Origin of the sequence: Bradyrhizobium sp. DOA1 (genome assembly GCF_001593325.1) — a bacterium.
Lineage (GTDB): Bacteria > Pseudomonadota > Alphaproteobacteria > Rhizobiales > Xanthobacteraceae > Bradyrhizobium.
This window is the reverse complement of the sequence record NZ_JXJM01000001.1, coordinates 3,350,664-3,370,129: the sequence shown is the minus strand read 5'-3', so window position 1 is coordinate 3,370,129 and position 19,466 is coordinate 3,350,664. Positions and strand designations below refer to the sequence as shown.

The window sequence follows — 19,466 nt, the reverse complement described above, 5'->3', positions numbered from 1 at the left end:
CCGGCGAAGCCGCCGGTGCCATCTTTTATTTGCGCGTCACATTCGCGCGTCAGCGCCGCGCGAATGCGCCGCCGGTCGATTCGCGTTCATTGCCCATCGCCGCGTCGACGCTGATCGGGCCGGCGCCGGCCGCAGACAGATAGAGACAGGCGAAGCAGAACAGGATGGCCGAGGTGCCGCCGTTGAGCAGCGGCAGGAACACCGGAGATTCGCCCCTGAACATGTGTCCCATGAAGTAGGCGAACGCCATCTCACCGGACAGGATGAAGGCTGCAAGCCGCGAGAACAGGCCGATCATCAACAGCCCGCCGAGCACCAATTCGAGCGTGCCGGCCGCGCCGTACAGCGACATCAGTTCGACTTTTGCGAACATCGGAACGGCCGGAAACTTGAACAGCTTGGCGACGCCATACTGGAACAGCAACAGGCCGGTGATGAAGCGAAACAGGCTCAAGAGAACCGGTTGAAAGCGAGTGAGATAAGGAAAGTTCATTGGTTTGTGCCCTCCATCCAATGAGCGACTTGGATCGCATTCAGTTCTGTCCCGCAAGCCATCCGGGATCAACTGCGTTCTGACATTTTCGTCATGTAGGACAAAACACCGCACGCCCCCGGTTTCAGCCGGTTGCGAAGCGGGTTTCGTGCATCCCTCATGCAGTGCCCATCCGTAATTTCCCGGTGATCCGTATGCGCTCAAGTTACTTCTGGGAAACCTATTCACGCAATGCGGGGACGACCAGGAATGGAATCATTCCGAGGATCACGCTCGCAAGTGCGAAGACGAGCAGGAGATCGTAGCCATGGGTAAAGTCGTGGATGAGGCCGCCGCTCCATGAGCCGAAGGCCGATCCCAACCCGCTGCCGATCGAGATGGTGCCGAAGATGGTGCCGACGCGCTTCCCTCGAAAGATCTTCATCGCGGTGGCGGTGATCAGCGGACCGCGCGAGCCCATCATGCTGCCGAAGCAAACGACGAAACCGGTGAGCAGGATGATGTTCGGATAATACTGCAGTAGCCAGAGCAGGACGATGCCGAGGATCGAGATCGCGTAGCTCAGCAGCACCGAGGGCCGGCGCCCGATCAGCCCGTCGAGCGCGGAGACCCCGAGCATGCCGAACACGAGAACGACGCCGGAGAAGCCCCAGGCAGTAGCCGCCTGCAGCGGGGCAAAGCCGGCGTCGATCAGGTAGGCCACGATCTGCGCGGCGATCGCGTACATGCCGACGGCTGTGAAGAAGAAGGTCGAGAACAGCGCCCAGAAGGCATGGTGGCGCATCGCGCTGACAAGCGTCCAGCCGTTGTCGATGAAATCCGGATCGCTTTTCTTGGCGACGTGCGGTGAGCCGGCTGCGAACAGGCGCCAGGGCAGGAGCAGCAGCGGCACGAGCAAGCCGAGCGCGGCGAAGCCGAACAGCTGATACGTCTCGCGCCAGCCGAGATGATCGATCAGCAGCTGCGAGGCCGGAAGCAGCGCCAGCACGCCGCCGCCCATCGCGGAATAGACCACCGCCATTGCGGTCGGCAGCCGCGGCCCGAACCAGCGGCCGAGCAGGATCGAGTTCGGCACGTTGCCGATGAACGCAACGCCGATGCCGACGCACAATCCGATCGAGAGCTGGAATTGCCAGAGTGCCTGCGCCTGGCTTGCGATCAGGAAGGCCGAGCCGAGAAGGAATAGCCCCAGCGCGTAGACGATGCGCGGACCGGAATGATCGAACAGGCGACCGACCAGCGGTGCGGTCAGGCCGCTGATGAGCCAGGTGAGGGAATAGATGGACACGACGTCGGCGCGATCCCAGCCGAAATTTTCGGAGATCGGCTTGAGGAAGACGGTGAAGCTCTCACTGAGGCCGCGGCCAAGAACAGCAAGCGTGAAGCACAGGCAGAGGATCACGAGCGCGGTGCGCACCGCATCGTGCCTGGCGCGTCCGACTTGTTCCTTGGTCGTTTCCCTGGGCGTGTTCTGATCCATTGCCCGTCAGGGAGCGCGCATCGGCGCGCCCTGACAAGCAGCGAAAAGCTCATACGCCTATGCAGGCCGGATCAGCACATGTTTCTTCTTGCCGAAGGACAGCTTGATCACGCCTTCCGGCGTCAGGTTCGCGGCGGAGAGCGCCATCTTTTCGTCGGTGACGGACGCATCGTTGACGCGCAGGCCGCCGCCCTTGATCTGACGCCTGGCTTCGCCGTTGGACGCAACCAGGCCCGCCCTAACGAAGGCGTTGAGCACGCTGAGGCCGGCGTCGAGTTCGCCGCGCGGAATTTCCACGGTCGGCAGACTTTCGGCGAGCGCGCCTTCCTCGAAGGTGCGCCGCGCGGTCTCGGCGGCTTCGTTCGCGGCATCGCGGCCGTGCAGCAGCGCGGTCGCCTCGGTGGCGAGCACCTTCTTGGCCTCGTTGATCTCGGAGCCGCCGAGGGCTTCGAGCTTCCTGATCTCGGCCATCGGCAGCGTCGTGAACAGCTTCAGGAACTTGCCGACGTCGGCATCCTCGGTGTTGCGCCAGTACTGCCAGAAATCATATGGCGAGAACTGATCGGCATTGAGCCACACCGCGCCCTGTGCGGTCTTGCCCATCTTGGCGCCGGACGCGGTCGTCAGCAGCGGCGTCGTCAGCGCGAACAGCTGGTGCGTGCCCATGCGGCGGCCGAGATCGACGCCCATGATGATATTGCCCCACTGGTCCGAGCCGCCCATCTGGAGACGGCAGCCGGTGCGCTTGGCGAGCTCGACGAAGTCGTAGGCCTGACAGACCATGTAGTTGAACTCGATGAAGCTCATCTCCTGCTCGCGCTCGAGGCGCAGCCGCACGGAGTCCATGGTCAGCATGCGGTTGACCGAGAAATGCCGGCCGACGTCGCGCAGCATCTCGATCCAGTTCAGCTTGGTCAGCCATTCCGCATTGTCGAGCATGACGGCGTCGCTCTTGCCATCTCCGTAGCGCAGCACCTTCGCGAACACGCCGCGGATCGAGTCCTTGTTGGCCTCGATCTCGGCGACAGTACGCATCGCACGCGTCTCGTCCTTGCCGGAGGGATCACCCACCATGGTGGTGCCGCCGCCCATCAGCGTGATCGGCTTGTTGCCGGACTGCTGGAGCCAGTACAGCATCATCATGGTCAGGTAATTACCGATGTGCAGCGAGCGGGCGGTGCAATCGTAGCCGACATAGGCTGTCGCTTCGCCCTTGGCGGCGAGTGCGTCCAGCCCCTCGAAATCGGAGCACTGGTGGATGAAACCACGTTCCTGCAGGGTATTGAGGAATTCCGATTTAAATGCAGTCATCTGTCGGCATGCCCAACAATTCTTGGTTTACTGTTTTGGGGGCAATTTAAGGGTCTTGCGTGGGAACCCGCTGGCCGCCCGCCACTTGGCGCTGTGGCATTATAAGATGTGTCCCTCTGGCACAAGATCGGCATGCCGGAGGGGTCTTTCGAGGACGCTGATCCATGATGTTGACGGCACTCGGTTTGATGAGCGGCACCTCGCTGGACGGGGTAGATGTCGCGCTGATCGAGACCGACGGAAAGCAGGTGAAGGCGTTCGGACCGTCCGGTTACCGGCCCTACGGCCCGGCCGAGCGCAACCTGCTGCGCCAGGCCCTGAGCGAAGCTGTGCACTTGCCGCAGCGCGATGCCCGGCCGGGCGTTCTGGCCGAGGCCGAGCGCGCGGTGACGCAGGCCCATGCCGAGGCAGTGGCCGCCTTCGTCGCCCAGAACCGCATGAGGCCGGAGGACATCGACATCGTCGGCTTCCATGGCCAGACCGTGCTGCACCGGCCCGAGAAGCGGCTGACGGTGCAGATCGGCGATGGGCCGGCACTGGCCAAGGCGATCCATATCCCGGTCATGTATGATTTCCGGGCAGCCGACGTCGAAGCCGGCGGGCAGGGCGCGCCACTCGTGCCGGTCTATCATCGTGCGCTTGCCAATTCGCTGGATCGCGAAGGGCCCATCGTCGTGGTCAATATCGGCGGCGTCTCCAACATCACCTATATCGACGGCAACGACACGCTGATCGCCTGCGATACCGGTCCCGGCAACGCGCTGCTCGACGACTTCATGTACCGCACCATGAACCAGGCCTTCGATGCGGAAGGTAAATTCGCGGCGCTCGGCAAGGTGGATGAGGCCTGGATCTCGCGGGCGCTGAAGCTGCCGTTCTTTGCAAGCCCTCCGCCGAAGTCGCTCGACCGCAACGATTTTGCCGGCTTGAAGCTCGGCGACGTCCAGCCGGCCGACGGCGCCGCGACGCTGACCGCCTTCACCGCCGCTGCGATCGCCCGCATCATTCCGCTGTTGCCGCGGCGGCCGCGCAGCTGGATCGTCTGCGGCGGTGGCGCCCGCAACCTCACCATGCTGCGGATGCTGCGCGAGCGCGTAGGCTCCGCCACCGTCGAAGCCGCCGAGACGCTGGGCTGGGCTTCCGACGCCATCGAGGCGCAGGCCTTCGGCTTCCTCGCAGCGCGCGGCTTGAAGGGCTTGCCGCTGTCCTATCCGGCGACGACGGGCGTGCCGATGCCGATGACGGGCGGGGTGATCGCGCGGCCCTGAGGATCTCACAGGCAGTTGATGCAGATGCATCGATCTTGACGAGTATATGCAACTGCATTTATCTAGATGCAGTTGCATATAACCGCCGGGATCGCCGCCATGACTGCCACCCTCAAACTGATCAGCCATAAGCTTTGCCCCTATGTTCAGCGCGCGGTGATCGCGCTGAAAGAGAAGGGCGTGCCGTTCGAGCGGATCGACATCGATCTCGCCAACAAGCCGGATTGGTTTCTGAAGCTGTCGCCGCTCGGCAAGGTGCCGGTGCTGGTGGTGACGACCGACCGCGGCGAGGTCGCGTTGTTTGAGAGCAACGTCATCTGCGAATACATCGAGGAAACCCAAGGCGGTGCGAAGCTGCATCCCGCAGATGCGTTGAAGCGCGCCGAGCATCGCGCCTGGATGGAGTTTGGGTCGGCGATCCTCGGCGACCTCTGGGGGCTGGAGACGACGACGGATGCGGCGACGTTCGAGAGCAAGCGTCAGGCGCTCGCCGACAAATTCGCGCGCGTGGAAACGGCGCTTGGCGCGGGGCCTTATTTTGCAGGCGATGCCTTCAGCCTGGTCGATGCCGTATTCGCCCCGATCTTCCGCTATTTCGATGTATTCGATGAACTAACCGAACTCGGGATCCTCAGCGATCTGCCGAAGGTCCGGGCCTGGCGCGCAGGGCTGGCGAAGCGCCCCAGCGTTCGCACCGCGGTCGGCGAGGACTATCCGCAATTGCTGCGCGCCTTCCTCGTCCGGCACGACGCGCATCTCCTAAAGCTAGCGGCCTGAGGCCAGGTCGATGTCGCAGTCCGCGGCTTGGCTCATGCTGGTGATCGCAGGCCTGCTCGACGTCGGCTGGGCCATCGCGATGAAATATGCGGACGGCTACACGCGAGCAGGCTGGAGCATCGTCTCGCTTGTGCTCCTCGCCGCCTTCGTCTTCCTGCTGGGGCGCGCCTTGAAGGTGCTCGAGGTCGGCGTCGCCTATTCGGTATGGACCGGCATCGGGGCTGCCGGCACCTTCATCATGGGCGTGGCGCTGTTCGGTGAGACCCTGAGCGCGATGAAGCTTGCGGGCATCGCGCTCGTCTTGATGGGCATCGTCGCGCTCAAGCTGGCTTGAGCGGCAGCCTCAGCGCACGTTGGCGAGGCGCATGTCGAGATACGCCGTGATGGTCTCCATCAGCGGCTCGAGCTTGGCGTCGAAGAAGTGGTTGGCGCCGGGGATGACCTGCTGGTCGATCACGATGCCCTTCTGCGTCTTCAGCTTCTCAACCAGGGTGTTGACGTCCTTCGGCGGCACCACCGCGTCCTTCTCGCCGTGGACGATCAGGCCCGAGGACGGGCAGGGCGCGAGGAAGGAGAAGTCATAGAGATTGGCCGGCGGCGCGATCGAGATGAAGCCCTCGACCTCGGGGCGGCGCATCAGGAGCTGCATGCCGATCCAGGCGCCGAAGGAGAAGCCGGCGACCCAGCACGCGCGCGCCTCGGGATTGATGGTCTGGGCCCAGTCGAGGGCTGCCGCCGCATCCGACAATTCGCCGGTGCCGTGGTCGAACGAGCCCTGGCTGCGGCCGACGCCCCGGAAATTGAAGCGCAGCACGGAGAAGCCGCGATGCGCGAAGGCGTAGTAGCACTGGTACACGATCTGATGGTTCATCGTGCCATGGAACTGCGGATGCGGATGCAGGATCATCGCGATCGGCGCGTTCTTCTGCTTGGCCGGATGGTAGCGGCCTTCGAGACGGCCAGCAGGGCCGGTGAAAATGACTTCAGGCATCGATGATCTCTGATTGAGTCCCTTGAGGTGATCCCTGCGCAATCGTCCGATTGTGGCTTTCCCTGGCGTCGCCGCAGACAAGAGCACGGATGAAGGGTGGCGAGGCGCGCCCTCGGATGATGCGCGAGTGGCGCGCAGGTGAACTGACGCGCGCTTCTAACACGAGGCCAGGGTCAAAAAGCAAGCTTCTTCGACATCTCTCAATCAGCTCAAGAGCTTAGCCGGTCATTGCAGTGTCATCTCTGCCTTGCCTCCGAGGACCGGGACTTGCCTGAATCGACCGGAGCACGGCGAGAGCCGGGCGCACTGTCGGAGGACAACGCTCAACCAATTGGAATCACGACGGTTTGTGAATCGCTGGTGGATCGACCGTGGCGCTTCCCGCTGGGGAGCTTCGGCTTCCGAGCGAGGCGACCGTCGGCCGGTAACGCCGGCTGCCGCCGAGCGTCTGGCCGTTATCGAAGGCGAGTTCGAAATCTCCTGATGGCTTGAGGTCGACGCCGCGCACCCGATTGAGATTGGCAAGCTTGGTCCGGTGGACGCGGACGATGGAAAATTGCGCCAGCTCGCTTTCCGCCGCCGCCAGCGTGCCGCGGATCAGATGCCGGGTGCCGTCGGCGAGGCTGTATTCGATGTAGTTGCCGGCGGACGCGACCCAAAGGATCTCGCGCGGGACCACGCGAATGCGGCTCGTGCCGTCGCGCAGCCAGATCAGATCGGGTGACGACGGCTGGGGCGGGGCCGGCGGCGCCGACAGAGCGGCTGCGGCGCGCTTCAGCTCACGCCGGCTTTCGAGCAGCCAAATCGTGGCGGCGATCAGGACAACGGCCACGGCGTCTTTCCGGAATTCGTACAGGACGGTCGCGAGCGAGAAACGGAAGTCGTAGGCGCCGCCGGCGAGCCAGAGCACGAGCTTGCGCACCCAGACCATGCCGGTGATGTGAAGGGTAGAGAAGCCGAGCAGGGCGATCGCCGCGATTGCCGCCTGCAAGGCGAGGCCGGGTGTCCGGCGCATGCGGCGGACGGCCAAGACCAGGATCGGCAGCAACAGCAGGATGACGGCGATGCTCGACATCTCCCAAAACAGCCGCTGCCCGATGTCGTAGCTGCCGCCGCGCCAAGCCGCGTCCTGAGCGCCGGAAAACGCATTGACGATTCCGATCGCGAGCGCGACGGCCGCAATCGCAGCGAACATCATCCAGTCGCTGCCGCCGATCCCGACAGATCCACGACTCGTCCCAGCGGACGGCGGCTCGTCCCCTCGCGTCCCAGTCTGATCCCAAACCGGCTCGACGCGCGCCGCAGGCGGAGCATTTTCGGTGTCAGCCATGGCCCCGAAACCGCGTTCGTCGTTCCGTCAAGGAGCAGAAAACCATGACAACACCACAGCAATTCCAGAGCTCGGACAGGCGTATCGACCTCGACTGGGTGCGGATTTTAGCCTTCGGGTTGCTGATCTTCTACCACGTCGGCATGCTCTACGTGTCCTGGGGATTTCACATCAAGAGCGAGCACCGGCTGACCTGGCTGGAACCTGTGATGCTGTTCCTCAACCCCTGGCGCCTTTCGCTGCTGTTTCTGGTGTCCGGGGTTGCCGCGCGCTTCATGCTCGACAAGTCCAGCCTGGCCTTGCTCGCCGGGGCGCGGTCGGCACGGCTGTTGATCCCACTGATCTTCGGCATGCTCGTTATCGTGCCGCCGCAGTCCTATCTCCAGATCGTCGAAAGCCTCGGCTATCCCGCCGGCTTCTTCGATTTCTACATCAAGCACTACTTCGCCTTCGACACTCAGTTCTGCCCAAACCCGTGCATCGTGCTCCCGACCTGGAACCATCTCTGGTTCGTGGTCTATCTGTGGGTCTACACGATGGCCCTGATCGGCCTGCTCGCGCTCTGGCCGGCGGGGGCCGACTGGCTCGGACGGAAGCTGGCTGGGATGCTCGCCGGGCCATGGCTCCTGATCGTGCCGTGTCTGCTGTTTGCGGCCTGGCGCCTGGTGTTGTTTCCGGCCTTTCCGTCGACGCACGCACTGTTCGGCGACTGGTACAACCACGCGGACCACGCGACGGCTTTCCTGACCGGTTTCCTGCTGGCCAGGCAGGAGGGGATCTGGCGCGAACTCGAGCGGCGGCGCTGGGTGGCCGTGCTGGCCGCAGCCACCTGCTTCTCTGCCTTCATCCTGGTTCGCGCCGGCCTGTTCGCGCCGTCGCCCGCGCTGAAGTGGGCCGCGGCCTCGGCCTATGGTTGCTATCAATGGCTCGCGATCGCGGTTGTGCTGGGCTTTGCGCGACGCCATCTCACCGCCGACGGCCCCGCGCGGCGCTACCTGACAGACGCGATCTTCCCGTACTACATCGTGCATCAGACCGCGATCATCGTGATCGCGCATCAATTGCGCGGCCGCGGCCTCCCGGCTGGAATCGAGGCGTGCATTGTCATCATGGGGACCGCACTCACATGTGTGGCGACCTACGAGATCGTTCGACGCATGTCCTGGCTGCGGCCTCTGTTCGGATTGCGGACGGCGCCGCGAAGGCTTGCGAGGATGGGAGCAGCATCAGCCGGCCTGACGAGTGCCCGCCGTCCGATTGGCCGGACGACAAAAGGTGCTAAGAGAGCGAAATGTCGAACCGTGTCTATCTCGACTGGAACGCGACCACGCCGCTGCGCCCTGAGGCGCGGGACGCGATGGTTGCGGCGTTCGATCTGGTCGGTAATCCGTCCTCGGTCCATGCCGAGGGGCGCGAGGCGCGGAGGCTGGTCGAGGATGCCCGGACCGCGCTGGCCACGGCGGTTGGCGCGCTGCCGCGGAACGTCGTCTTCACTTCCGCCGGAACCGAAGCCAATGCGCTGGCGCTGGCGCGTGGGCTGCGCAGTCCGTCCGGAGGGCCAGTCGAGCGACTCCTGGTCTCCGCGTTCGAGCATGCCTCGGTGCTGGCGGGCGGACGGTTCCCCGCAGAGAGGATCAGGCTGATTCCCGTCACGCGTTCCGGTGTGGTCGATCTTGAGCGTCTGAGGGCCGAACTCGACGGCGGTGCGCCGGCGCTGGTGTCGATCATGGCGGCCAATAACGAGACGGGGGCGCTCCAGCCGGTCGCGGAGGCCGCGCGGATCGTTCATGAGGCCGGTGGCCTCCTGCATGTCGATGCGATCCAGGCACTCGGAAAAATTCCGTTCAGCATCAATGCTGTAGGCGCAGACCTTGCGACCTTTTCTGCGCACAAGATCGGCGGCCCCAAGGGCGTTGGTGCGCTGGCGGTGGCGGAAGGAGTAGCCGGGCTGGAACCCGTCCTGCGAGGCGGCGGGCAGGAGCTCAACCGGAGGGCGGGTACCGAGAACGTCGCGGGGATTGCCGGCTTTGGCGCGGCAGTCAAAATGGCGCTTCAGACTCTTCCGGAGGATATGAAGCGGATGGCAACCCTCAGAGATCATTTGGAAAATGGCCTGAAGGCCATTGCCGGGGCAACGATCTTTGCAGAGGATGTGGAGCGGTTGCCGAATACCGTCCTTTTCACCGCGCCGGGTCTGAAGGCCGAGACGGCGGTGATCGGCTTCGACCTTGCCGGGGTCGCCGTATCGTCAGGTTCGGCCTGTTCCTCAGGAAAAGTCCAGCCGTCCCACGTGCTTTCGGCGATGGGCTATGACCCCGCCGTGGCCCAGGGAGCGGTGCGTCTCAGTCTGGGCTGGTCCACGGAGCCAGATGACATCAATACGGCGTTAGAGGCTTGGAAAAGGCTCGGTAATAGCCTACTTAAGCACTAAGCGATGAAACAGGGCTTGAACGGTTCTAAGCCCGTGCTTTCCGCGCAAAAACATCGTAATACTCGTCCGAGTTTGATCCACCGCGGTCCTTGAAACCGCGAGCGGAGGATGGAATGCCAGCCGTACAAGAGACGGTCGAGCGCGTGAAGCGCATCGACGTCGACCAGTATCGTTATGGGTTTGAGACCCTGATCGACACCGAGAAGGCCCCCAAGGGGCTCTCGGAAGAGATCGTAAAGTTCATCTCGCAGAAAAAGAACGAGCCCGCCTGGATGCTCCAGTGGCGGCTGGAAGCCTATCGGCGCTGGCTGACCATGCAGGAGCCGACCTGGGCGCGCGTCGACTATCCCAAGATCGACTTCCAGGACCTCTATTATTACGCGGCGCCGAAGCCGAAGAAGACGGTCTCGTCACTGGATGAGATCGATCCGGAGATCCTCAAGACCTACGAGAAGCTCGGCATCCCCCTGCGGGAAGTCGCCATGCTCGAGGGCGTCGAGCCCAAGGTGGGCGAGGAAGATCCGGCCCGCCGCAAGATCGCGGTCGATGCCGTCTTCGATTCGGTGTCTGTGGCGACCACGTTCAAGGCTGAACTGAAGAAGGCCGGCGTGATCTTCATGCCGATCTCGGAGGCGATCCGCGAGCATCCCGAGCTGGTGCAGAAATATCTGGGCTCGGTGGTCCCGACCTCGGACAATTTCTACGCGACGCTGAACTCGGCGGTGTTCTCCGACGGCTCGTTCGTCTATGTGCCACCGGGCGTGCGCTGCCCGATGGAGCTGTCGACCTATTTCCGCATCAACGAGCGCAACACCGGCCAGTTCGAGCGCACCCTGATCATCGCCGACAAGGGCTCCTACGTCTCCTATCTCGAAGGCTGCACCGCGCCGCAGCGTGACGAGAACCAGCTGCATGCGGCCGTGGTCGAGCTCGTCGCGCTCGACGATGCCGAGATCAAATACTCGACCGTGCAGAACTGGTATCCCGGCAATTCGGAAGGCAAGGGCGGCATCTACAATTTCGTCACCAAGCGTGGCGATTGCCGCGGCGCCAATTCCAAGATCTCCTGGACCCAGGTCGAGACGGGATCGGCGATCACCTGGAAATATCCGAGCTGCATCCTGCGCGGCGACAACTCCCGTGGCGAGTTCTACTCGATCGCGATCTCGAACGGCTTCCAGCAGGTCGACTCGGGCACCAAGATGATCCACCTCGGCAAGAACACGTCGAGCCGCATCATCTCCAAGGGCATCGCGGCCGGCAAGTCGCAGAACACCTATCGTGGTCTCGTCACCGCGCACCGGAAAGCGACCGGCGCGCGCAACTTCACCGCCTGCGACTCGCTGCTGATCGGCGACAAATGCGGTGCGCACACCGTGCCGTACATCGAAGCCAAGAACTCGTCGGCGACCTTCGAGCACGAGGCGACCACCTCGAAGATATCCGAGGACGTGCTGTTCTACTGTATCCAGCGCGGTCTCAGCCAGGAAGAGGCCGTCGGCCTCGTCGTCAACGGCTTCGTCAAGGACGTGCTGCAGCAACTGCCGATGGAGTTCGCGGTGGAAGCGCAGAAGCTGATCTCGATCTCGCTTGAAGGGTCGGTCGGCTAATTGCCGACCCTCGCGGTGCGCTGAGGCGCTCCAACATCAATTAAATAAACTGGATACCAAGATGGCTTTGCTTGAAGTGAAAGACCTCAAGGTTCGTGTCGAGGAGCGTGAGATCCTCCACGGGCTGACGTTGACCGTGAACGAAGGCGAGGTGCACGCGATCATGGGGCCGAACGGCTCCGGCAAGTCGACGCTCTCGCACGTCATCGCCGGCAAGCCCGGCTACGAGGTCACTGACGGCCAGATTCTGTTCAAAGGCGAGGATCTCCTGGAGATGAGCCCGGACGAGCGCGCCGCCAAGGGCGTGTTCCTGGCATTTCAGTATCCGGTCGAGATTCCCGGCGTCGCCACCATGAACTTCCTGCGCACTGCGCTGAACGCGCAGCGCAAGGCGCGCGGCGAGGATGAATATTCGACGCCGGACTTCCTCAAGAAGGTCCGCGAGGTCTCGAAGTCGCTGAACATCCCGCAGGACATGCTCAAGCGGGGCGTCAATGTCGGCTTCTCCGGCGGCGAGAAGAAGCGCAACGAGGTGCTGCAGATGGCGCTGTTCGAGCCCAGCCTGTGCATTCTCGACGAGATGGATTCCGGCCTCGACATCGACGCGCTGCGCATCGCGGCCGACGGCGTCAACGCGCTGCGCTCGCCGGGCCGCGCGATGGTCGTCATCACCCATTATCAGCGGCTGCTGAACTACATCGTGCCCGACGTCGTGCATGTGATGTCGAGGGGCCGCGTCGTGAAGAGCGGCGGCAAGGAATTGGCGCTGGAGCTGGAAGCGTCCGGCTACGCGCAATTCGAGGCCGCGTAAGGATTGGTTGCAATGAACGTTGCTGTGGCAAAGACCGGGAACGGCCGCGCGGTGAGCGATCTCTTCGCCAGCGCCGAAGGCCGGCTGCCGGGGTCGCCCGAAGTGATCGCGACTCGCCGCGAGGCATTCGAGACCTATGAGCGTCTCGGCCTGCCGCATCGCCGGATCGAGGAATGGAAATACACCGATCTGCGCGCGCTGGTCGGTGAGGTGCTGCCGCTGGCCGTCGCACCCGATGCGGCGGCGCTGAAGCGCGCCGCGGAGGCGGTGAAGGCGCATGGGATTGCGGGCGCCCGCAAGCTGGTGCTGGTCGACGGCGTGTTCGCGGCCGATCTTTCCGACGTGAAGGCGCTCACCGCCGAGGTAGGCTTCAGGACCCTGCGTGAAACGCTGCAAAAGGACGCACGCCTGCTGAAGACCACGGCCACCGATGCCGTGATCGCGCTGAATGCTGCGATGGCAACCGACGGCGTCGTGCTGTCGATCGCCGACGGCGCACAGCTGAGCGCCCCGATCCAGATCATCCACATCGCGACTGCCGCCTCGGCGTCGGCTTTCACCCGCTCGCAGGTCGCGGTCGGGAAGGGCGCTCGCGCCACCATCGTCGAGAGCTTCGTCGCCGCCGGCGCTGCGGCCTACCAGGTCAACGACGCCGTGCTCGTGACGGTCGGCGACAACGCCGATGTTGCGCATATCCGCTTGATGGACGATGCGCCCGACGCGGTGAACATCTCGTCGCACTTCGTCACCGTCGGCGCCAGCGTGAAGCTCAATTTCTTCAACATGACCACCGGTGCCGCGGTCAGCCGCCTGCAGGGCTTCATCACGCTCGCGGGCGAGGGCAGCGAGCTCTCGGCCAACGGCGTCAACCTGCTGCAGAAGACCGAGCATGGCGACACCACGCTGGTGGTCGACCATGCCGTGCCGAACTGCGTCAGCCGCGAGACCTTCCGCGCCGTGATCGACGATCGTGCCCATTCGGTATTCCAGGGCCGCATCATCGTCCGTCCCGACGCGCAGAAGACCGACGGCAAGATGATGACCCGGGCGCTGCTGCTCTCCGACGAAGCCGAGGCCGACAACAAGCCGGAGCTGGAGATCTTCGCCGACGACGTCTCGTGTGGCCACGGCGCCACCGCCGGCGCGCTGGACGACAGCCTCTTGTTCTATCTGAAGGCGCGCGGCCTGCCGGAGAAGCAGGCCCAGGCGCTGCTGATCCAGGCCTTCGTCGGCGAGGCGATCGAGCAGATCGCCGATGACGGCTTGCGCGAGCATGTGATCGGGATTGCCGAGCGCTGGCTGGAGCGGCGCCAATGAGCACACATCCTGCAGTCAAGAACGGCGCCTATGACGTCGCGCGCGTGCGCCAGGATTTTCCTGCGCTCGCCATGCAGGTCTACGGCAAGAACCTGGTCTATCTCGACAACGCTGCCTCGGCACAGAAGCCGAGCGCCGTGCTCGACCGCATGACGCAGGCGTACACTAGCGAATACGCCAACGTGCATCGCGGCCTGCATTACCTCGCCAATGCCGCGACGGAAGCCTATGAAGGCGGCCGCACCAAGGTGGCGCAGTTCATCAATGCGGCCCGCACCGAGGAAGTCATCTTCACCCGCAACGCGACGGAGGCGATCAACCTCGTCGCGTCTTCGTGGGGTGGCCCGAACATCGAAGAGGGCGACGAGATCGTCATCTCGATCATGGAGCACCACTCCAACATCGTCCCCTGGCATTTCCTCAGGGAGCGCCAGGGTGCGGTGATCAAGTGGGCGCCGGTCGACGACGAGGGCAATTTCCTCGTCGACGAGTTCGAGAAGCTGCTGACCGCCAAGACCAAGCTGGTCGCGATCACGCAGATGTCGAACGCGCTCGGCACCATCGTGCCGATCAAGGACGTCGTGAAAATCGCCCACGCTCGCGGCATTCCGGTGCTGGTCGACGGCAGCCAGGGCGCGGTGCATCTGCCCGTCGACGTCCAGGACCTCGGCTGCGATTTCTACGTCTTCACCGGCCACAAGGTGTACGGGCCGACCGGCATCGGTGTGCTCTGGGCCAAATACGACCACCTCGTCGCGATGCGCCCATTCAACGGCGGCGGCGAGATGATCCGCGAGGTCTCGCGGGATTTCATCAGCTACGGCGATCCCCCGCACAAGTTCGAGGCGGGCACGCCCGCGATCGTGGAGGCCGTCGGGCTTGGTGCTGCCATCGACTACGTCAACTCGATCGGCAAGGAGCGCATCGCCGCCCATGAGGCCGATCTGACGGCCTACGCGCAGGAGAAGCTGCGCGAGATCAACTCGCTGCGGCTGATCGGCACGGCGCGGGGCAAGGGACCGGTGATCTCCTTCGAGCTCAAGGGCGCACACGCCCATGACGTCGCCACCGTGATCGACCGCCAGGGCATCGCGGTGCGCGCCGGCACCCATTGCGTGATGCCGCTTTTAGAGCGGTTCAACGTGACTGCGACGTGCCGGGCCTCGTTCGGCATGTATAATACGCGGGAAGAAGTCGATCATCTGGCACAGGCGCTGCTGAAGGCGCGGGATTTGTTCGCATGAGTGACACGGCCGAAATCAAAGCCAATCCGATGGAGACTCAATCGGCGCTGCCGCCGGAGGAGACCGAACGGCTGACCACCGAAATCATCGCCGGCCTCAAGACCGTGTTCGATCCGGAGATCCCCGCCGACATCTACGAGCTTGGCCTGATCTACAAGGTCGAGATCAAGGACGACCGTTCGGTCGACGTCCAGATGACGCTGACGACGCCGAACTGCCCGGCCGCCGGCGAGCTGCCGACCATGGTCGAGAACGCGGTTGCCAGCGTGCCCGGTGTCGGCGTGGTCGACGTCAAGGTCGTCTGGGAGCCGCCGTGGTCGCCCGAGCGCATGAGCGACGAGGCCCGCCTCGTGCTCAACATGTGGTGACGCGTATCCCCGGCATTGAATTCGCTCTGCAACGGACCAGATAGATAAGATGACCCAGGCGACACCAGCATCTACTCCGAAGCCACGGCGGCCCCGCCCGCAGGTGATGCGGCTGACGGATGCTGCTGCCCAGCGCATTACCGAGCTGACCCAGCGCGCCGATTCCGAGATCGTGGGCCTGCGCGTCGGCGTAAAGAACGGCGGCTGCGCCGGCCAATCCTACACGGTCGAATACGCCCATGATGTCCGCCCGACCGACGAGGTCGTCGAGGACAAGGGCGTCAAGATCCTGGTCGATCCCAAGGCCGTGCTGTTCCTGCTCGGCACCGAGATGGACTACAAGGCCGACAAGATGCAGGCCCAGTTCGTCTTCAACAACCCCAACCAGATCTCCGCCTGCGGCTGCGGCGAGTCGGTCGAGCTGCGGCCGGCGAAGGTCGAGGGGTAGTTCTCTCTCCGTCATCGCGAGGAGCCCTTGCGACGAAGCAATCCCGACTGCCTCTGCCGAGGCAGCCTGGATTGCTTCGCTTCGCTCGCAATGACGCCGGTGCTATGAAAGCTGGCCTTCTCGCCAGGGACGCTCTTCATGGACCGCGAATTCCTGATCGACCTGTTCGCCGATTTTGGCCCCGTTACCATCCGTAAGATGTTCTCCGGCTACGGCATCTCCGCCGACGGCGTCAATTTCGCGCTGTCCTTGCGCGCCGGCCTGTTCTTCCGCGCCGATGAGGCGACGATCCCGGACTTCGAAGCGGAAGGCTCCAAGCCGTTTCAATATTCCACGCGCGCCAAGACCGTCACGGTGAACTCCTACTGGCAATTGCCCGCGCGTCTGTTTGACGATTCCGAGGAGCTGGCGCAGTGGGCGAGAGCCGCGCTCGCCGCCGCACAGCGCGCCAAGGTGAAGAAGCGGCCGAAGGCGAAGAAGGCGGTGAAGAAGAAGTCGGGGAAGAAGGCCGTGACCAAGAAAGTAACCAAGAGACGGGTGCGGTAGGGTGGGCAAAGCGAAGCGTGCCCACCAACAGGCATAGTTCCGTCGCAGAGCGTGCTGGTGGCACGGCGCTGCGCGCCTTTGCCTACCCTACAGCAGCTCGTGAAAACCTTACGCCACGCGGTTGTGCGTCTCTACCGCGAATTCCGGATCGACTTCGCAGATCACACGGTTGCGCCCGTTGCGCTTGGCGGCGTAGAGGCAGGCATCTGCACGCTCGATCAGCGCGTCGGGGTCGTCGCCCGGCTTGAGCATGGAGACGCCGACGGAGATGGTGACGCGGCCGAGGATCTCGCCGGTGGATTTCTTCTTCAATTCCTTCGCCATCACGGCGCGGCGGATGTGATCGGCGACCGTGAGCGCCTGGCGCAGCGCAGTGTTGGGCAGCACGACGGCGAACTCCTCGCCGCCATAGCGCGCGGTGATGTCCTGGCCCTTGATGGTCTGCTTCAGGGAAAGGCCGACGAGCCGCAGCACTTGGTCGCCGGTGAGATGGCCGTAGGAATCGTTGAACGACTTGAAATGATCGATGTCGAACAGCAGCAGCGACAGCGGCTCGCCGGAGGCGAGCGCGTTCTGCACGGCCATGCCGATCATGCGGTCGAAATATTTGCGGTTGCCGAGGCCGGTGAGGGGATCGGTCAAGCTCTCGGCGCGGATCGCCTCCAGGCTCTGCTGGAGATTGCTGATCTCGTTCTTGGACAGCGTGAGGCGGTCTTCCAGGGCCTTGTTGGCCTCGCGCATCTCGCTGGTCGAACGCAACAGCGTCTCCACGATCGCCTTGACCTGGTCGCGGCTCTTGGCCGCCGACAGCTTCGCGGTCGCACCCGACAGGCTGGCGTCGTAGGAGCCGCTGATCCCGAGCGCATCGCCGAGAACCTTCATCACGTCGTCGATCTCGCCGATGACGCGCGCGCCGACCTTGTCGATGCGGTCGGTGGTCTTGATGTGGGAGAGATAGGTCTCGTAGATCTGTTCGAGATCGGCTTCGGTCAGCTTGCCGTTGCGCGCCAGCGTCTCGTTGATGATCTTGTTGAGCGGGGCGTTGTAGCCCGTCGCATAGACGTACCAGATCTCGTAATTTCGGGGAATTGCCGTTTGCCGAAGCGATCGGATTTGTCCGAGCGCAACCTCGGCGAACGCCATCGTGCGTTCGTGTTCATCGAGTACCTTGACCACGGAACATACCCCACAACGGTCGGCGCGCCCTCGACCGCAGCAATGCTTAAATTATGTTCGTAGGCTAACGGACGTTCGTGAACACCCCGTAAATATACGTTCCCGATTACGCCTAAAAAGTTGCGCTGCGGGTTTGCTCAACCGAAACCCGGAGCGCCTCGCGCTTCAAGCCCCGGCGGGGGAGCGGACCGGCCGCAGCAGGAATGCCGGCAGATGCGAATGATCGCCCGGCTCGGTATCGGCCTCACGTTGCCGGCGCGGCTCGGGACGGCCGATCGACGGCACATGCGAGGCAGTGGCCTGCTGACGGGCGCCGCGACGCAGCTCGGATGATTGCCTGCCTTCACGCGGAGTCCTCGGCTCGCGTGCAGGCTTCGCCTCGGGAGCGGGCCTTGTTTCGGCTGAAGACCGTTCCTCGCCACGCGCCTCGCGCGGCTCGTGGCTGCGCTCGCGGTCGTGACCGCGTCGCTCGCCGCGCTGCGTTTTACCGCGTCCGCCGCGCGAACGCTCACGGCCGCGCTGCTCGCGGGGACGCTCGTCCCCTTCGGCAGCCTCGGCGTTGACCTCGTAATCGCCCTCGGCGCGCGGAATGCTCTGGCCGATCAGCTTCTCGATCGCCACCATCGACTTCTGGTCGAGCGGCGTCACGATGGAGATCGCGGTGCCGGTGCGGCCGGCGCGGCCGGTACGGCCGATGCGGTGCACATAGTCGTCGGCGTGATGGGGAACGTCGAAATTGAAGACGTGGCTGACCTCGGGAATGTCGAGGCCGCGCGCCGCGACGTCGGAGGCCACCAGCAGCGGCAGCTCGCCCTTGCGGAACTGATCCAGCGCCGCCATGCGGGCCGGCTGGTCCATGTCGCCGTGCAGGGCGCCGACGCTGAAGCCGTGCTTCTGGAGCGACTTGTGAACGATGGCGACTTCACGCTTGCGATTGCAGAAGATGATCGCGTTCTTGAGGTCCTTGGCATCGCGGAGCAGGCGGCGAAGCAGCTCGCGCTTCTCATGCGCCTCGCGTCCGGCGGGCACCTGGGCCTGCGTCACGGTGACGGCAGTGGTGGCGGGGCGGGAGACTTCGACCTTCTGCGGATTGTGCAGGAAGGTCTCGGTGATGCGCCGGATCTCCGGCGGCATGGTCGCGGTGAAGAACAGGGTCTGCCGCGTGAACGGGACGAGCTTGCAGATGCGCTCGATGTCGGGGATGAAGCCCATGTCCAGCATGCGGTCGGCTTCGTCGATGACGAGCAACTCGACGCCGGTGAGCAGGAGACCGCCGCGCTCGGTGTGGTCGAGCAGGCGGCCGGGCGTTGCGATCAGCACGTCGACGCCGCGCATCAGCTTGGCATCCTGGTCGCCGAAGGAGACGCCGCCGATCAGAAGCGCGACGTTGAGCTTCTGGCCTGCGCCGTAGCGGTCGAAGTTCTCCTTGACCTGGGCCGCGAGCTCGCGGGTCGGCTCGAGGATCAGCGTGCGCGGCATGCGTGCGCGGGCGCGACCCTTTTCGAGGATGGTGAGCATCGGCAGCACGAAGGCCGCGGTCTTGCCGGTGCCGGTCTGGGCGATGCCGAGCACGTCCTTGCGTGCGAGGACGTGGGGAATCGCCTGTTCCTGGATGGGGGTGGGGGTGGTGTAACCGGTGGCCGCCACTGCGGCGAGGACTTTTTCGGACAGTCCGAGATCTGAAAAGGACATTGAGCCTCTGGTCGAAACCGCCGTTCGGAATCGAGGGTAATAAGGCTGTCGCGTTCCACCCCGAAACGGCGGGCTCTCTAGGAAGCTGGGGGTGCTGACTCACGCGAACAAAGCGCAAGGCTCAGGAATCGCTCTTCGATCTGAGCCGCGTCGCCCCGGAACATAGGCAGGAA

At 64.1% G+C, this 19,466-nt stretch carries 17 protein-coding genes and 2 pseudogenes; 12 read left to right on the top strand and 7 right to left on the bottom strand.

Annotated elements, in window-relative coordinates:
* Nucleotides 1-49: 49 nt before the first annotated feature.
* The 3 genes from SE91_RS16000 to tyrS form a co-directional block, all read right to left on the bottom strand.
* Entirely contained in the window at nt 50-493 is a 444-nt protein-coding gene (locus SE91_RS16000) for a DoxX family protein (protein ID WP_061848245.1), read from the bottom strand.
* A 220-nt stretch (nt 494-713) separates the two neighbouring features.
* Nucleotides 714-1,973 (bottom strand): MFS transporter, encoded by a 1,260-nt coding sequence (locus SE91_RS15995; protein ID WP_061848244.1) that lies wholly within the window; start codon nt 1,971-1,973, stop codon nt 714-716.
* Between the two features lie 57 nt (nt 1,974-2,030).
* Nucleotides 2,031-3,284: a tyrosine--tRNA ligase gene (gene tyrS / locus SE91_RS15990; RefSeq protein WP_008564553.1), complete on the bottom strand. Its 1,254-nt coding sequence runs from the start codon at nt 3,282-3,284 to the stop codon at nt 2,031-2,033.
* A 164-nt stretch (nt 3,285-3,448) separates the two neighbouring features.
* On the opposite strand from tyrS, the gene SE91_RS15985 reads away from it, so the two are divergent.
* From SE91_RS15985 to SE91_RS15975, 3 genes are all read left to right on the top strand, one after another.
* Nucleotides 3,449-4,552, top strand: coding sequence for an anhydro-N-acetylmuramic acid kinase (locus SE91_RS15985; protein WP_061848243.1), 1,104 nt, complete (start codon nt 3,449-3,451; stop codon nt 4,550-4,552).
* A 99-nt stretch (nt 4,553-4,651) separates the two neighbouring features.
* Entirely contained in the window at nt 4,652-5,329 is a 678-nt protein-coding gene (locus SE91_RS15980) for a glutathione S-transferase family protein (protein ID WP_061851152.1), read from the top strand.
* Between the two features lie 10 nt (nt 5,330-5,339).
* The gene (locus tag SE91_RS15975) at nt 5,340-5,663 is read left to right on the top strand and encodes a DMT family transporter (protein WP_061848242.1); all 324 of its coding nucleotides are present in this window, start codon (nt 5,340-5,342) and stop codon (nt 5,661-5,663) included.
* A 9-nt stretch (nt 5,664-5,672) separates the two neighbouring features.
* On the opposite strand, the gene SE91_RS15970 is transcribed toward SE91_RS15975, so the two are convergent.
* Together SE91_RS15970 and SE91_RS15965 are read right to left on the bottom strand one after the other, a co-directional pair.
* Entirely contained in the window at nt 5,673-6,320 is a 648-nt protein-coding gene (locus tag SE91_RS15970) for an alpha/beta hydrolase (RefSeq protein WP_014495555.1), read from the bottom strand.
* A gap of 337 nt (nt 6,321-6,657) precedes the next feature.
* Complete coding sequence (locus SE91_RS15965; protein WP_245318466.1) at nt 6,658-7,518, bottom strand: LytTR family DNA-binding domain-containing protein; 861 nt, start codon at nt 7,516-7,518, stop codon at nt 6,658-6,660.
* 176 nt (nt 7,519-7,694) lie between these two features.
* Here SE91_RS15965 and SE91_RS15960 point away from each other — a divergent pair.
* The 9 genes and pseudogenes from SE91_RS15960 to SE91_RS15920 all read left to right on the top strand — a co-directional run.
* Nucleotides 7,695-8,780 (top strand): annotated as a pseudogene (locus tag SE91_RS15960) (acyltransferase family protein); the annotation flags it as partial.
* Between the two features lie 161 nt (nt 8,781-8,941).
* Nucleotides 8,942-10,081: a cysteine desulfurase family protein gene (locus tag SE91_RS15955; RefSeq protein ID WP_061848240.1), complete on the top strand. Its 1,140-nt coding sequence runs from the start codon at nt 8,942-8,944 to the stop codon at nt 10,079-10,081.
* 113 nt (nt 10,082-10,194) lie between these two features.
* Nucleotides 10,195-11,691, top strand: a complete 1,497-nt coding sequence (gene sufB / locus SE91_RS15950; protein WP_060735962.1) for a Fe-S cluster assembly protein SufB — start codon at nt 10,195-10,197, stop codon at nt 11,689-11,691.
* 61 nt (nt 11,692-11,752) lie between these two features.
* The gene (gene sufC, locus SE91_RS15945; RefSeq protein ID WP_061848239.1) at nt 11,753-12,502 is read left to right on the top strand and encodes a Fe-S cluster assembly ATPase SufC; all 750 of its coding nucleotides are present in this window, start codon (nt 11,753-11,755) and stop codon (nt 12,500-12,502) included.
* A gap of 12 nt (nt 12,503-12,514) precedes the next feature.
* Nucleotides 12,515-13,819, top strand: a complete 1,305-nt coding sequence (gene sufD / locus SE91_RS15940; protein ID WP_061848238.1) for a Fe-S cluster assembly protein SufD — start codon at nt 12,515-12,517, stop codon at nt 13,817-13,819.
* Entirely contained in the window at nt 13,816-15,063 is a 1,248-nt protein-coding gene (locus SE91_RS15935; RefSeq protein ID WP_061848237.1) for a cysteine desulfurase, read from the top strand. The genes sufD and SE91_RS15935 overlap by 4 nt, the downstream gene beginning before the upstream one ends.
* Nucleotides 15,060-15,431, top strand: a complete 372-nt coding sequence (locus tag SE91_RS15930; protein ID WP_008558582.1) for an SUF system Fe-S cluster assembly protein — start codon at nt 15,060-15,062, stop codon at nt 15,429-15,431. Before SE91_RS15935 ends, SE91_RS15930 begins: the two co-directional genes overlap by 4 nt.
* 49 nt (nt 15,432-15,480) lie before the next feature.
* Nucleotides 15,481-15,879, top strand: a complete 399-nt coding sequence (locus SE91_RS15925; RefSeq protein WP_082813733.1) for a HesB/IscA family protein — start codon at nt 15,481-15,483, stop codon at nt 15,877-15,879.
* A 138-nt stretch (nt 15,880-16,017) separates the two neighbouring features.
* Nucleotides 16,018-16,462 (top strand): annotated as a pseudogene (locus tag SE91_RS15920) (TfoX/Sxy family protein).
* Between the two features lie 71 nt (nt 16,463-16,533).
* Here the strand turns inward: SE91_RS15920 and SE91_RS15915 are convergent.
* Entirely contained in the window at nt 16,534-17,601 is a 1,068-nt protein-coding gene (locus SE91_RS15915) for a GGDEF domain-containing protein (protein ID WP_061848236.1), read from the bottom strand.
* 165 nt (nt 17,602-17,766) lie between these two features.
* On the bottom strand, nt 17,767-19,293 hold the full coding sequence (locus tag SE91_RS15910) for a DEAD/DEAH box helicase (RefSeq protein ID WP_061848235.1): 1,527 nt from the start codon (nt 19,291-19,293) through the stop codon (nt 17,767-17,769).
* Nucleotides 19,294-19,466: the final 173 nt, after the last annotated feature.